Source organism: Billgrantia tianxiuensis, assembly GCF_009834345.1.
GTDB lineage: Bacteria > Pseudomonadota > Gammaproteobacteria > Pseudomonadales > Halomonadaceae > Halomonas > Halomonas tianxiuensis.
This window is the reverse complement of the sequence record NZ_CP035042.1, coordinates 2,590,543-2,604,537: the sequence shown is the minus strand read 5'-3', so window position 1 is coordinate 2,604,537 and position 13,995 is coordinate 2,590,543. Positions and strand designations below refer to the sequence as shown.

General features: G+C 65.0%; 11 protein-coding genes and 1 pseudogene. 6 read left to right on the top strand and 6 right to left on the bottom strand.

The features are described 5' to 3' along the window. Nucleotides 1-249 precede the first annotated feature (249 nt). Complete coding sequence (nei, locus tag EKK97_RS12150) at nucleotides 250-1,071, top strand: endonuclease VIII (RefSeq protein ID WP_159552177.1); 822 nt, start codon at nucleotides 250-252, stop codon at nucleotides 1,069-1,071. Nucleotides 1,072-1,170: 99 nt separating this feature from the next. Here nei and EKK97_RS12145 read toward each other — a convergent pair whose 3' ends face one another. Then, on the bottom strand, nucleotides 1,171-2,958 hold the full coding sequence (locus EKK97_RS12145; RefSeq protein ID WP_159552175.1) for a thiamine pyrophosphate-requiring protein: 1,788 nt from the start codon (nucleotides 2,956-2,958) through the stop codon (nucleotides 1,171-1,173). A gap of 255 nt (nucleotides 2,959-3,213) precedes the next feature. On the opposite strand from EKK97_RS12145, the gene EKK97_RS12140 reads away from it, so the two are divergent. The 3 genes from EKK97_RS12140 to EKK97_RS12130 all read left to right on the top strand — a co-directional run bounded on the left by EKK97_RS12140 (nucleotide 3,214) and on the right by EKK97_RS12130 (nucleotide 7,278). Further along, entirely contained in the window at nucleotides 3,214-4,719 is a 1,506-nt protein-coding gene (locus tag EKK97_RS12140) for a fumarate hydratase (protein WP_159552173.1), read from the top strand. 105 nt (nucleotides 4,720-4,824) lie between these two features. Continuing rightward, complete coding sequence (gene cls / locus EKK97_RS12135; RefSeq protein ID WP_159552171.1) at nucleotides 4,825-6,243, top strand: cardiolipin synthase; 1,419 nt, start codon at nucleotides 4,825-4,827, stop codon at nucleotides 6,241-6,243. Nucleotides 6,244-6,360: 117 nt separating this feature from the next. Then, nucleotides 6,361-7,278 (top strand): LysR substrate-binding domain-containing protein, encoded by a 918-nt coding sequence (locus EKK97_RS12130; RefSeq protein ID WP_159552169.1) that lies wholly within the window; start codon nucleotides 6,361-6,363, stop codon nucleotides 7,276-7,278. 150 nt (nucleotides 7,279-7,428) lie between these two features. Here the strand turns inward: EKK97_RS12130 and EKK97_RS12125 are convergent, their stop codons facing one another. Then, complete coding sequence (locus EKK97_RS12125) at nucleotides 7,429-8,505, bottom strand: bifunctional nicotinamide-nucleotide adenylyltransferase/Nudix hydroxylase (RefSeq protein WP_159552167.1); 1,077 nt, start codon at nucleotides 8,503-8,505, stop codon at nucleotides 7,429-7,431. 138 nt (nucleotides 8,506-8,643) lie between these two features. Here EKK97_RS12125 and EKK97_RS12120 point away from each other — a divergent pair, with 138 nt between their 5' ends. Continuing rightward, nucleotides 8,644-9,549: a YihY/virulence factor BrkB family protein gene (locus EKK97_RS12120; RefSeq protein WP_159552165.1), complete on the top strand. Its 906-nt coding sequence runs from the start codon at nucleotides 8,644-8,646 to the stop codon at nucleotides 9,547-9,549. A gap of 36 nt (nucleotides 9,550-9,585) precedes the next feature. Here EKK97_RS12120 and EKK97_RS12115 read toward each other — a convergent pair whose 3' ends face one another. Then, the gene (locus EKK97_RS12115; RefSeq protein ID WP_159552163.1) at nucleotides 9,586-10,623 is read right to left on the bottom strand and encodes a Glu/Leu/Phe/Val family dehydrogenase; all 1,038 of its coding nucleotides are present in this window, start codon (nucleotides 10,621-10,623) and stop codon (nucleotides 9,586-9,588) included. 227 nt (nucleotides 10,624-10,850) lie between these two features. Here EKK97_RS12115 and yccX point away from each other — a divergent pair, with 227 nt between their 5' ends. Beyond that, the gene (gene yccX / locus EKK97_RS12110; protein WP_159552161.1) at nucleotides 10,851-11,123 is read left to right on the top strand and encodes an acylphosphatase; all 273 of its coding nucleotides are present in this window, start codon (nucleotides 10,851-10,853) and stop codon (nucleotides 11,121-11,123) included. Nucleotides 11,124-11,135: 12 nt separating this feature from the next. On the opposite strand, the gene EKK97_RS12105 is transcribed toward yccX, so the two are convergent. From EKK97_RS12105 to EKK97_RS12095, 3 genes and pseudogenes are all read right to left on the bottom strand, one after another. After that, nucleotides 11,136-12,077, bottom strand: a complete 942-nt coding sequence (locus EKK97_RS12105) for a nucleoside hydrolase (protein ID WP_159552159.1) — start codon at nucleotides 12,075-12,077, stop codon at nucleotides 11,136-11,138. 22 nt (nucleotides 12,078-12,099) lie between these two features. After that, nucleotides 12,100-13,005: a ribokinase gene (locus EKK97_RS12100; protein ID WP_340162855.1), complete on the bottom strand. Its 906-nt coding sequence runs from the start codon at nucleotides 13,003-13,005 to the stop codon at nucleotides 12,100-12,102. Continuing rightward, nucleotides 13,002-13,948, bottom strand: a pseudogene (locus EKK97_RS12095) (D-2-hydroxyacid dehydrogenase). The gene EKK97_RS12100 and the pseudogene EKK97_RS12095 overlap by 4 nt, the downstream one beginning before the upstream one ends. Nucleotides 13,949-13,995 lie beyond the last annotated feature (47 nt).

The window sequence follows — 13,995 nt, the reverse complement described above, 5'->3', positions numbered from 1 at the left end:
TGCGCTCCGGCGGCGGGCAACCTCTCTTCGCTCGCGACGCCAATCCACAGATGCTCTTACGTATATCGAGGAGTCAGAATGCCACGGAGCGAGGGGCGCCGGGGGCAGGCCGAAGAGGAGGTCTTTTGCCAGGGATGGCAAAAGTAGCGCCCAGGGATGGGTTCACAGCGCCTCCTCATAGGCCTGTCCGCGGATCAGCCCCGAGCGCCATGATCGCCGGATTCGTTGCTGAGATCGTAAGGAAAAGGGATGCCCGAAGGCCCTGAGATCCGCCGTGCCGCCGACCGCCTGCACGAGCAGCTTGCCGGCAGGCGGCTGGAGTCCGTGTGGTTCGCCTTCCCCGAACTGGCCGCCGAGGCCGACTCGCTGATGGGGCGTGAGGTCACGGCCGTGGACAGCTGGGGCAAGGCGCTGCTGACCCGCTTCGACGACGGTCGCGTGCTCTATTCGCACAATCAGCTCTACGGCGTATGGAAGCTGCACGACGCCGAGCGTGAGCCCGATACCGAGCGCTCGCTGCGCGTACGGCTGACGGCGGAAGGGCGCTCGGCCAGTCTCTACAGCGCCTCGGATGTCTCGCTGTGGCCGGCCGACAGGCTCGCCGAGCATCCGTTTCTCTCCCGGCTCGGGCCCGACCTGCTGACTCACGGGGTCACGCCGGAGCAGGCTATGGCGCGTCTGACCGAGCCGCGTTTCGCGCGCCGCCGGCTGGGTGGCCTGCTGCTCGACCAGGCGCCTTTCGCCGGCATCGGCAACTACCTGCGCTCCGAAATCCTGTTCTTCGCCGGGCTGCCGCCCACGGCCCGCATGGTGGACTTGAACGCTGAGCGGCAGGCAAGGCTGGCGCAGACCATCCTCGATGTGACCCGGCAGGCCTATGAGCAGGCCGGCGTGACCAACCGCGCCGAGTGGGCGGCCGACGCCAAGCGGCAAGGCGAAAGCCGGCGGCTGTGTCGATTCGCCGTGTTCGAGCGTGATGGGCGCCCTTGCCATGCCTGCGGCACGCCGATCGAGAGATTGATGGTCGCCTCGCGCCGGCTCTATCGCTGCCCGAGCTGTCAGCCTGGCTAGACTCGTTTTTATACCGTTATCTTCAAGGGCGCAGCAACCCGCCATGCCCCATCTGAGGCCATGGCTGGGCCAGTCGCCGTTGCGTCTCGCGCTTGAACGCTATTTCTTGCGCTTGAAAAGCGAGCGTCCCATCTGCTTGGCCGACAGCTTGGCGCTGTGCAGACCGCTGGAGTCACCCTTGAGCATCGAGGCGAGATAGCTCTTGGCCTGCTCGAACTCGATATGCGGGGGCAGGGGGGCGATGTCGCCGTCGGTGTAGGCGTTGATGACCACCGGGCGGTCGGCGGTAAGTGCCTCGTTCCACACCCGGTCGATGTCGTCGGGTTCACGCATGACCAAACCCTTGAAACCGAGCAGCTCGGCGTACTGGTCGTAGCGGAACTCGGGCAGTTCCTGGGAGATGTCGAACTTCGGGTCGCCCTCCATCACACGCTGCTCCCAGGTCACCTGGCTCAGGTCGTGGTTGTTGAGCACCAACACGATGCAGCGGGGGTCTTCCCACTCCTGCCAGTACTTGGCCAGGGTGATCAGCGCATTGTTGCCCAGCATCTGCATGGCGCCGTCGCCCACCATGGCGATGGCGGGGCGGTTCGGATGGCAGAGCTTGGCTGCGATCAGGTAGGGCACGCCGTTGCCCATCGACGCCAGGCCGCCCGAGACCGAGCCCAGCATGCCCTGGCGGATCTTCAGGTTGCGTGCGTACCAGTTGGTGGCCGTACCCACGTCGCAGGTAAGCATGACGTTCTCGGGCAGCCGGGGCGAAAGGCTCTGGAACACTCGCTGGGGGTTGATCGGCGTGGCCTCGGTGGCGGCGCGGGCCTCCGTCTTCTCCCACCAGTCGTCGATCCAGCCCTGCACCTGCTTGCGCCACTTGTCATTGGCCTTTGGCTCGAGGCGTTCGGCCAGGGCGGCCAGGGTGGCGCCGGCATCGCCATGCAGGTTGATCTCGGTGGGATAACGCACGCCCAGCGCTTCCGGTACCACGTCGATCTGCACCGCGCGAGCCTGGCCAGGTTCGGGCAGGAACTCCACGTAGGGGAAGCGCGTGCCTACCATCAGCAGGGTGTCGCACTCCTTCATCATGCGGTCGCTGGCTTCGGTGCCGAGCAAGCCGATGGCTCCGGTCACGCCGGGTAGATCGTCGGGGACCATGGTCTTGGCCAGTATCGCCTTGGCAATCCCGGCGCCGGTGAGGTCGGCCACTCGGATGAGCTCATCGACGGCGTGCTTGACCCCGGCGCCGGCGAGAATAGCCACCTTCTCGCCCTGGTTGAGTATCGCGGCGGCGGCATCCAGGTCGGCCGGTTCCGGCAACTGCTGAGGGAAGCGATAGCCGACGCCGGAGAACACGGCGCCATGCTCGCGCGGCGGGTCCTCCATGGGCAGGTCCTGCACGTCGTTGGGCAGGATCACGCAGGTCACGGTGCGGCGGGCGAGGGCGATGCGCATGGCCTGGTCGATGACGTGGCGAGCCTGGGCCGGCTCGGTGACCATCTGCACGTATTCGCTGGCCACGTCCTTGAACAGCGCCATCAGGTCCAACTCCTGCTGGTAGTCGGTACCCAGGCTCTTGCGCGCCTGTTGGCCGACGATGGCCACTGCCGGCATGTGGTCCTTGCGCGCATCGTAGAGCCCGTTGAGCAGATGCACCGCACCGGGACCGGAAGTGGCGACACAGACGCCGACCTGGTCGCTGAACTTGGCATGCCCGCAGGCCATGAAGGCGGCCACTTCCTCGTGGCGCGGCTGGATCAGGCGTGGGTTGCCTTCGGCACGGCGCAAGGCGGACATGAAGCCGTTGATGCCGTCGCCGGAGTAGCCATAGAGGCGCTCCACGCCCCATTCGCGCAGGCGGGAAACGAGGAAGTCGGAAACGGTGGGTTGCATGATCGGCTCCTTGATCGTTGCGGGTTCGAATCCATGATCGCGCTACAGGCAAGCGTAGAGCCGGCTCGGGAGGCAGACAAATGGAAACTTTTATACCGTTATCTTCCATGGCCGTTGCCTTAGAAATTCGACCTTGGCGGCACGACCCTGTCTAGCAGGCTGCGATACGGTATAATTCGCCCCCGTTCGAGCCCGCCGCTTCGCGCTCGCGAATCAGAAGCGGGCATGCCGACACTGCCGAGGAGTTCCTTGCACATGACCGTGATCCGCCAGGACGATCTGATCCAGAGCGTCGCCGACGCCCTGCAGTACATCTCCTATTACCATCCCAAGGATTTCATCGACGCCATGGCGGCGGCGTACGAGCGGGAAGAGAATCCGGCGGCCAAGGATGCCATCGCTCAGATCCTGATCAATTCGCGCATGTGCGCCATGGGCCATCGCCCGATCTGCCAGGACACCGGTATCGTGACCGTGTTCGTGCATGTCGGCATGAACGTGCGCTTCGAGGCCGACATGAGCCTCGACGACATGATCAATGAGGGCGTGCGTCGCGCCTACAACTACCCGGACAACGTGCTGCGTGCCTCGGTGCTGGCCGACCCGGACGGCAAGCGCAAGAACACCGGCGACAATACGCCGGCGGTGATCCATCACAAGCTGGTGCCGGGCGATACCGTCGAGGTGCACGTCGCGGCCAAGGGCGGCGGCAGCGAGGCGAAGAGCAAGTTCGCCATGCTCAACCCCTCCGACAACGTGGTCGACTGGGTGCTCGAGCAGCTGCCCAAGATGGGCGCCGGCTGGTGTCCGCCCGGCATGCTAGGCATCGGCATCGGCGGTACCGCCGAGAAGGCCATGGAGATCGCCAAGGAAGCGCTGCTCGATCCCATCGACATCCAGGAACTGCAGGCGCGTGGCCCGTCCAACCGCGCCGAGGAGCTGCGCCTGGAGCTGTTCGACAAGGTCAACAAGAGCGGCATCGGCGCCCAGGGCCTGGGTGGCCTGACCACGGTGCTCGACATCAAGGTCAAGGACTACCCGACCCATGCCGCCAACAAGCCGGTGGCGATCATTCCCAACTGCGCCGCTACCCGCCATGCGCATTTCACCCTGGATGGCAGCGGTCCGGCGGCACTGCCGGCGCCGAAGCTCGAGGACTGGCCCGAGATCACCCGCGAGGCCGGAGACAACGTCAAGCGCGTCAACCTGGATACCGTGACCCCGGAAGAAGTGCAGACCTGGCAGCCGGGCGACACCCTGCTGCTCAACGGCAAGCTGCTCACCGGTCGCGATGCCGCCCACAAGCGCATGGTCGACATGATCGCCAAGGGCGAGGAGCTGCCGGTCGACCTGAAAGGGCGCTTCATCTACTACGTCGGCCCGGTAGACCCGGTGCGCGACGAAGTGGTCGGCCCGGCTGGCCCGACTACCGCCACGCGCATGGACAAGTTCACCCGTACCATGCTGGAAGAAACCGGCCTGCTGGGCATGGTGGGCAAGGCCGAGCGCGGCCCAGCCGCGATCGAGGCGATCCGCGACAACAAGGCGGTCTACCTGATGGCCGTGGGCGGCTCCGCCTACCTGGTGGCGCAGGCGATCAAGAAGTCCCGCGTGGTGGGCTTTGCCGACCTGGGCATGGAAGCGATCTACGAGTTCGAGGTCGAGGACATGCCGGTCACCGTGGCGGTCGACAGCCAGGGCACCTCGGTGCATCAGACCGGCCCCGCCAAGTGGAAGGAGATCATTGCCGAGCGGGCTTGATGTTGGTACGGAATATCTAGTTACATAGGCCAACGGCCCCGCCAACTGGCGGGGCCGTTGTTGTCTGAGGTATGCTGCAGACTGCTGTTTTTTCAGGGAGAGATCATGGCATCCTGGCTGTTCGGCCTGGCGATTTTCCTGGTACACCTGCTGGGTTTCCTGTCGGCGATCCTGGCGCTGCTCTCGAGTCGTACCTCGCAGGGCGCGGTGGCTTGGATCATCTCCCTGGTGACCATTCCCTATCTGGCAGTACCGGCCTACTGGATCTTCGGCCGGCCGCGTTTCTATGGCTACGTTTCCGCCCGCGGCGAGCGCGACACCGTGCTGCGACGCATCCTGGCGCGTTATCGCGAGCGCCTGGAGCCGTACCTGGCGGATGCGCGCAACCCCGACATTCGCGCCGTGGAGCAGCTTGCCATGATGCCGCTGACCAGCGGCAACCAGGCCGAGCTCTTGATCGACGGCAAGGACACCTTCGACAGCATCTTCGCCGGTATCGATGGTGCCCGGGAATACGTGCTGGTGCAGTTCTTCATCGTGCGCCACGATGCGCTGGGTCACCGGCTCAAGGAGCATCTGCTGAGGGCGGCAGAACGGGGCGTGCGGGTCTATTTCCTGTTCGACGAGGTTGGCAGTCGCAAGCTGGCCGAAGGTTTTCTGCGCGAATTGAGTGATGGTGGCGTCGAGGTCAGCGCGTTCCGTTCCTCCCGTGGCTTCAAGCATCGCTTTCAGCTCAATTTCCGCAATCATCGCAAGATTCTGGTGGTGGATGGCCGCGAAGGTTGGCTCGGTGGCTTCAACGTCGGTGTCGAGTACCTGGGCCAGCATCCCCGGCACGGCCCCTGGCGCGACACACACCTGAAACTCACCGGGCCCAGCGTGCTGGGGCTGCAGGAAGCCTTCTGGGAGGACTGGCACTGGGCCACCGGCGAGGTCATCAACCTGTGCTGGGAGCCACAGATCACCTGCGAGGAGTGCCAGAACGTGATCATCGTGCCCTCGGGACCGGCCGATCGTCAGGAGACCGCCAGTTTGCTGGTGCAGCAGGCCATTCACAGCGCGCATGATCGACTCTGGGTCACCAGCCCTTACTTCGTACCCGACCAGGGCGTTCAGGACGCCTTGCGCCTGGCCGCCATGCGTGGGGTCGACGTTCGTATCATGATGCCGGAGCACCCCGATCACCTGCTGATCTATCTCTCCGCCTTCTCGTTCCTCCCCGACATGGTGCGGGCCGGGGTCAAGGTGTATCGCTACCAGCCGGGTTTCCTGCATCAGAAAGTGATCTTGATCGACGATGTCGCGGCATCCGTCGGCACGGTGAATCTCGACAACCGCTCGTTTCGCCTCAATTTCGAGATCACGGCTTTCATTCCCGACCGCCACTTCGCTGCCGAGGTCCGCCTGATGCTCGAGCGCGACTTCGCCGACTGCCGCCGGATCAGCTACGACGAGCTGCAGCGTCGTCCGCTGTGGAGCAAGCTGGTGTCACGGGCGGCCTATCTCACCGCGCCGATCCAGTAAGGCGTGAATTCCTTGGGTTCAATGAGCGGCTGGGGTACATTAGGCGCTGCCTCAACAAGATGTTCTGGGGCACGATGAATTCCTTTCGAATCGTGATTGCTGTCAGCGGGAGTCCCGGTGAACCTCGAGACAAAGTGGCTGGAAGATTTCGTGGCCCTGGCCAACACCCGTAGCTTCTCCGCCTCCGCTCGGCAGCGCCATGTCACTCAGCCGGCCTTCAGCCGCCGGATTCGTGCCTTGGAGCAGGCCGTAGGCGTGACCCTCGTCGACCGCTCCACCACGCCCATTAACCTGACGCCGGAAGGGCAGCTGTTCCTGGTCACGGCGCGCAACCTGGTCGAGCAACTCAACGAGTGCCTGGGGCATTTACGCGGCGTTTCCATGGCGCGGGAGGCGCTGGACATCGTTGCCGCCCATTCGCTGGCATTGAGCTTCTACCCTGAGTGGATCTCACGCCTGCAGGAAGGGCTGGGCGAACTGCCGACTCGGCTCGTGGCCATGAACGTGGGCGAGGCGATCCATGTGCTGCGCGAAGGCAACTGCGACTTGATGCTGGCCTACCACGACCAGTACGCCACCATGCAGCTCGATGCCGAGGTGTTCCCTTCGTTCTCCATCGGCCAGGTCAAGATGCTGCCGGTGAGCGTGCCGGATGCCAAGGGCAAGCCGCGCTTCAGTCTCGAGAGCAAGGATACGATTCCCTACCTGGCCTATACCCAGGGTGCTTTCCTCGGCCGCAGCGTGCGCATGCTGTTGAAGAACGATCCGCTGCGCCTGCGCCTGCGGACCGTTTACGAGACCGCCATGGCCGAGGGCCTCAAGGGCATGGTGCTGCAAGGCGTGGGGTTGGCCTGGATTCCCGATTTTTGCGTTCGCGAAGAGCTCAAGAGCGGACGCCTGGTACGTGCCGGCGACGAAAAATGGGACGTGCCGCTGGAGATCCGCCTGTACCGCTGCTCACTGGTGCACAAGCCGGGGGTCGAAAAGCTGTGGCGGCAGATGATGAAGTTGCCCCGGGACTTCCTCCAAGCCTGAAAAAGTACTCCACGGCTGGCTGCGCCGCCCAATCGCTGCGTTACGCGGTGCTCGGAGGTGTCACATATACCCCATATGCTCCACCTCCTGCGCTCCGGGCGCCTTGCGCTTGAGCCGCTCGCCAACCCGTGAAGCACTTTTTATCTGCAGCTAGATCCCGCCGAAATCGGCCGGCAGGCCGAGAAAATTCTGGATGATGAAGAAGTGGTCCTCGAACAGACTGTCGGGTTCGAGTTCGGCCAGCGGCACCCAGCGCGCGTGGTCGCCGCCCTTGACCGGCTTGAGCCGGGGAAGCTGCTGGTCGGGGCGCAGGGCGAAGTAGAAAGCCTCGGCCAGGGTGCGGCCCCGCCAGCTGCGGTGGGGTTCGTCGAACAGTCGCTGGCCGCGCAGCGAGCCCTTGAGCACTGGCTCCGGCACCTTGAGGCGGACGCGCTCGCGCAGCTCGCGCAGGCAGGCGTCGAGCAGTCGCTCGTGGGGGTTGATGAAGCCGCCGGGCAGGGCCAGCAGCCCCTTGCCGGGGGCGGCGGTGCGGCGCACCAGCAGCACATGGCCGGACTGCACCACCACGGCGTTGACAGTGACGAAGATCGGCGGGTAGGGGGCATTGCCCCACGCCTGGCGATACTGCTCGAGCAGTCGTTGCTCTTCCATCAACTGCTGGTGAGCGTCGCTGCCGGAAAAATCGCGTAGCGTCTCGCACACGCCTGGCGGCAGGTCATGGGTCGCACCGGTGCTGAGGTAGTCTTCGGTGGAAGAGGGCGAGCGGAACAGCCGCTCGCGGATCTGGCTGGCGGAGATGCCGTCGACCAGCGGCACGCTGACCGATTCCCACTGGGGGAACAGCGAAAGGTAGTAGCTCGACTGGCCGCGGCTGGCACCGATCAGGCCGATGCGGGGCAGGCGGGTGTGATGGTGGCCAGCAATGTCGCGCACCTTGCGTTGCACGTCGCGCACCCAGACATCATCGTTGTAAAGCGCATCCAGCAGCGGCACGATTTCCAGCCGTGCATTCTCTTCCTCGTCGAAGCAGCTACGCAGCATCTCCTGGCGTTCGTCGAAGCGCCATGGGTTGCGCAGCGAACGTGCCTGCCAGGCCGAGCCCACCAGCACGATCACCTGTCGCGCCTGGCGCAGGGCCTGGTTGATGACGGCCAGGTGGCCCAGGTGAGGCGGCTGGAAACGCCCGATGAAGACGAGACAGTCGAATTCGTGAACGGCATCGCTCATCGGCGAATCCTTCGCTGGTGGCTCGGGGGGGCCTTATTATGGGCGTGGCCCGGTGGGGCTGCAAATGCGCAACTGGCCGACATCAGGCATTCAATCGGATATGCTGAATGATAGGGAATTCATTGCCAAGGAGGTGTCGTGCGCAGTCTCTCGCTCAGGTTCTGGTGGAATACGGTTCAGCAGGCGATCAGCCTGTGGTTGGAACGCAATGCCTTCAGTTATGCCGGTTCACTGGCTTTCTATACGCTGTTCTCGCTTGCACCGACTGTCATCATCGCCGTTGCCGTGATCGGCGTGGTGTTCGGCGAGGATGCCGCTCAAGGGCAGATCGTGGCTCAGTTGGAGGGAACCTTGGGTGCGGAAGCGGCGAGGGCAATCGAGCAAGCCGTGGCGTCGTCACGCATCGAGGAGTCGGGTGTGTTGCCGACGTTGCTCGGGGTGGGTGGCCTGCTGGTGGGGGCTACCACGGTCTTTGCCCAGATGCAGTTCTCGCTCAACATGATCTGGGGCGTAACCGCCAAGCCCAACCGTAACAGTATCCTGGTGTTTCTCAAGCAGCGCCTGCTGTCGCTGGCCGTGGTGCTCGCGATCGGCTTCATTCTGCTCGTCTCGCTGCTGGTCGGGATCATGCTGCGCGCCATGCTACAGGCGGTTGGCGATGCCATGCCGCTGATTGGCCCGCTCACGGCCGGAGCGGAATTCCTGATTTCCCTGGCTGTGATCACGGCGCTATTCGCTACCATCTTCAAGGTGTTGCCGGACGTGGTCCTGGGTTGGCGAGATGTGCTGTTGGGGGCGCTGGTCACTGCGCTGCTGTTTGCCGTGGGCCGCAGCGCCATCGCCTCCTATCTGGCCTATACCGCGACCGCCTCGACCTACGGGGCCGCCGGTTCGGTGGTCATGATCCTGCTGTGGGTCTACTACAGCTCGCTGATCCTGCTGCTCGGTGCGGCCTTCACGCGCAGCTACCTGGTGGCCAAGGGGCGCAACGTCGTGCCGCGCAACAGCGCCGTTATCGTCAGGCGCGAGCTGATGATGGAATGAGTCGTCGCCGGGCGGGCATGCCGCCCGGCGCCGGGTTCAGCCCTGCAGTCTCTCTCTGGCCAACTGATCGGCAATGCCAGCCGGGCTGGTGTCCTGTGCCTGGGCACGGGCCAGGATCTCATCGACCGTCGCGGCGATCCGCTCCACGTGGCGCATCACGGCATCGCGATCGTAGTTCTCGTGACGCTGGGCTTCCACCTCGATGACGCCGCCAGCGTTGGCCACATAGTCGGGAGTGTAGAGGATCCCCCGCCGATGCAGCAGTTCCGCGACCACGGGGGTGGCCAGTTGGTTGTTGGCTGCACCGCAGATCGCCCTGGCCCTGAGCCGCCCGGCTACGCCTTCCGTCAGCACAGCGCCCATGGCGCAAGGGGCGAATACGTCGACCTCGGCATCGAAGATTTCCTCGGGAGCGACACTCAATGCTCCCAGCTCATCGCTGAGCAGGCCAAGGCTATCTCGATCGACATCGGTCAGCACCAGTTGGGCGCCCGCCTCGTGCAGCTCCCGGGCGAGGTGGGCACCGACATGACCGACGCCTTGGATGGCCACACGCAGTCCCTTCATGTCGTCGCGACCGAAGCAATATCGCACGGCGCTCTTCATTGCGCAGAACACGCCATGGGCGGTAAAGGGCGAGGGGTCGCCGGATTCGCCGTCATGGCCCAGGCCGCTGACGTGACGGGTCTCCTCCCGAATCAGCCGCATGTCTTCTTCGCCGCTACCGGAGTCTTCAGCGGTGATGTAGCGTCCGCCCAACGATTCGACGAGCCGGCCCATGGCGCGCAGCAGCGCGGGGGTCTTGTCGGTGCGCGGGTTGGCGATGATGACCGCCTTGCCGCCACCGAGGGGCAGGTCGGCCAGGGCCGATTTGTAGGTCATGCCGCGGGACAGGCGCAGCACGTCGGTGAGGGCGTCGTCCTCGTCGGCATAGGGGTAGATGCGCAGGCCGCCCAGGGCAGGGCCGCGGCGGGTGTCGTGAATGGCGATGATGGCTCGAAGTCCGCTGGCTTCATCGCAGCCGAAGACAATTTGCTGATGGTGGTCGAACTCGGGGTGATCGAAGACCCGCATGGCGTTATCTCCCTTGTGAGGATGCTTTGTTGTGGTGGAGCGCAGTGGGTGGCACCGCTTCCGTTGGGGCGGCCGTTGCTTGTGGCGAGGCCGCATCCCTATTATCAAGATTAGAGCATTTGCAGGCCCGACTGGAATCGTGCCTGGATATCGGTGCGTTGATGGCAGCGCGCCAAGCCGACTTGACGCGAGACGCGGGCTCGGAACTGACGAGGCGAGGAGGACGAATGAGCAAACGCTGTGTGAAGGCCCTGGTGGCCGGCAAGGTACAGGGTGTGTGGTATCGCCGTGCAGTGCAGGAGCAGGCGCTGCAGCATGGCCTGACCGGCTACGCCAAGAATCTGGCCGATGGCCAGGTGGAGGTGATGTTGTGCGGCGACGGCGAGGCGGTCAATCAGGTCGCCAACTGGCTGTGGCAAGGGCCGCCGAATGCCCGGGTCACGCACGTCGAGCTGGAAGCGCTGGAGTGTCACGACCCGGACAATTTCGTTTGTCTCTAATGCCGAGGAAGCCTAGCCGAGGGTGTCGGCAATCCATTCCACCACGGCCTCGCCGTCCACCTCGAGGCACACTTCCGCCAAGGGTGTCTGTGACCAGCGATCCTGAATGAAGCCGCGCCCCTCGGGGGCGAACAGGGTCTGGCCCTCGGCGATGCCCTCGGTGACGACAGACAGGTGCCCCGGCGCAGTGGTGAACAGCTCCGGACGCAGCAGCCAGGCCAGCGCGCAGCTGTCGTGTGGGCAGCAGCCGTCGATGCCGAGGAATTCGCGATAGAAGTCGCGATAGAAGGCGTAGCTGCCGGCCAGCACCTTGCCCAGCTCGCCCTGGCCCGCTTCGATGCGCTGCATGTGCGCCTGGCTGAGCACGCAGCGGTGGGTAACGTCGAGCCCCACCAGGGTCAGCGGCCAGCCGGCGGTGAGCACGCGCTGGGCGGCATGAGGATCATTGAACATGTTGGCTTCGGCTACCGGGGTGACGTTGCCACCCTCGCGGATCGAGCCGCCCATGATCACCACGCGCTTGACCTTCTCGGTGAGCGCCGGGTCGAGCTGCAGGGCGGCAGCCAGGTTGCCTACCGGGCCGACCGCGACCAGCGTGACCTCGCCGGGACGGGCGTTGACCGTATCGACGATGAACTGTGCGGCGCTGCGCGGATCTTTCTTCCCCTTCACTTCGGGCAGCTCGATGTTGCCCAGGCCATTGGCACCATGAATATGGGCCGGCGCCGGGTGGCGCGGCTTGACCATGGGGCCGGCGGCACCCTGGGCAACGGGAATGTCGCGGCCTGCCAGCTCGCTCAACAGCAGGGCGTTGTGGGTGGCGGTCTCGATGTCGACGTTGCCGTAGGTGGTGGTCAAGCCGAGCAGCTCAATGTCGGGATGACGCAGGGCGATGGCGATGGCCTGGGCGTCGTCGACGCCGGGGTCGGTATCGAAGATGATCGAATGCGACACGTTGCCTCCTTGGGGTGTCAGTTTAGAAACCGCTCGACCTCGTCTCGCGACGGGATGCTGTCGGCGGCGCCGGGGCGTTGTACGCCGAGCGCCGCGGCATGAGCGGCGAACGCCAGGCATTGGGGAGGGAGCGCTGCTCTTGCAGTGCCGCCATGAAGTAGCCGATGAAAGTATCGCCGGCGCCAGTGGTATCCACCGGCTCCACCGGCAGTGCGGGCTGGAAGTGACGTTCGCTGCCGGACTGATACCAGGCGCCTTCGCTACCAAGGGTCAGCACCGTTGCTGTATTCGGCAGTCGCTCGTGCAAGCCTTCCAGCAGCACACGAGCGTCGCTCGTCTCGGGTAGGCCGGCGAGCCAGGCGGCCTCGCCGCGGTTGACGAACAGTAGTTGGCAGGCTTCCAGCGGCAGTGCCAGTACCGTGTCGCTCATCGGTGCGGGATTGAAGGCAATGGCGAGCCCTTGCTGGCGTGCGCATTCGAGCAGCTCGGGCAAGGCGTTGCACTCATTCTGCACCAGTAGCCAGTCGCCGGGCTTGGCCGTCTCGCACAGTGCTTCGCGGTGGTGGCGGGTGAAACCGTGATTGGCCCCCGGACAGAGAATGATGGCGTTCTCGCCGTGGTCATCGACCTGGATGATGGCATGGCCGCTGGGCTCGTCCACCAGTTCGACATAAGTGACGTCGACGCCGGCTCGGGCCAGCCGGTCGCGAGCCCAGCCGTCCTGGCGGCCCAGCCGGCCCCAGTGGCACACCTGGCCGCCGGCCAGGGCCATGGCCAGTGACTGATTGGCGCCCTTGCCACCGAGGCCGACCTGATAGCTGCGGCTGGCCAGCGTCTCGCCGGGGTGGACCAGGTGCGGTACCCGATAGAAGTGGTCGAGGTTGATCGAGCCGAGGTTGTGAAGCATGGAGTTATGCAGCATGGTCATGCTCCGTCCCGCTGGGCCTTCCAGCGGCGCAAGTTGTCGCTGGTCAGTGCCACGATACGCTGGCGTGCTTCAGGGGTGATCCAGGCGTTGTGCGGGGTCACGATCAGGTTCAAGGGCTCGCTCAGGGCGTCTAGCAGGGGATGGCCGTCACGCGGCGGCTCCGCCGGCAGCACGTCGACGCCGAGACCGCCGAGCCGCCCCTCTCGCAGCGCGGCAAGTGCAGCATCTTCGTCGATGATCCCCCGCGGGCGCAGTTCACCAGCAGGGCATCGGGCTTGAGGGTCGCCAACCGCTCGGTGCCGATCAGGTGGCGAGTGGCGTCGGTGAGCGGGCAGTGCAGGCTGATGACGTCGGCTTCGGGGGCGAGTTCGGCGATGCCGGGACGGCTGTCGGCGGCTTCGTTACCGGGGCGGGCGGCGAAGCTCACACGCATGCCCAGGGCTTCGCCGAGGGCGCCGACGCGGCTGCCCAGCTCGCCCTGGCCGACGATGACCAGATGCTTGCCTTCGAGCTGCAGCGTGCCGTGGTCCATCAGGCAGAAGAAAGGGCTCTCGTTCCAGCGTCCGGCCGCCACGTCGCGCTGGTAGAGCGGCAGGCGATTGGCCAGGGCCAGGATCAACATCAACGTGTGCTGGGCCACGCTGGCGGTGCCATAGGCCGTGACGTTGCGCACCTCGATGCCCAGGCGCTCGGCGGTGGTCATGTCGATGTTGTTGGTGCCGGTGGCCAGCACGCAGATCAGCTTGAGCTCAGGCAGCGCCTCGAGGGTAGTGGCATCGAGCACTACCTTGTTGACGATGGCTACCTGGGCGCCGACCAGGCGCTCGCGACTCTGCTCGGTCGTGCTGGCCTGGTGGACTTCGAGATCGTCGACCTGTTCCCGGATGGCGGAAAGGTCGATATCGGGCCCCAGGCTGGCGGCATCGAGTATCACGGCTTTCATGCTGGTTTTCCTTGTGCTGTCGCCGTGGCAAGGCCGGGACAGGCCAT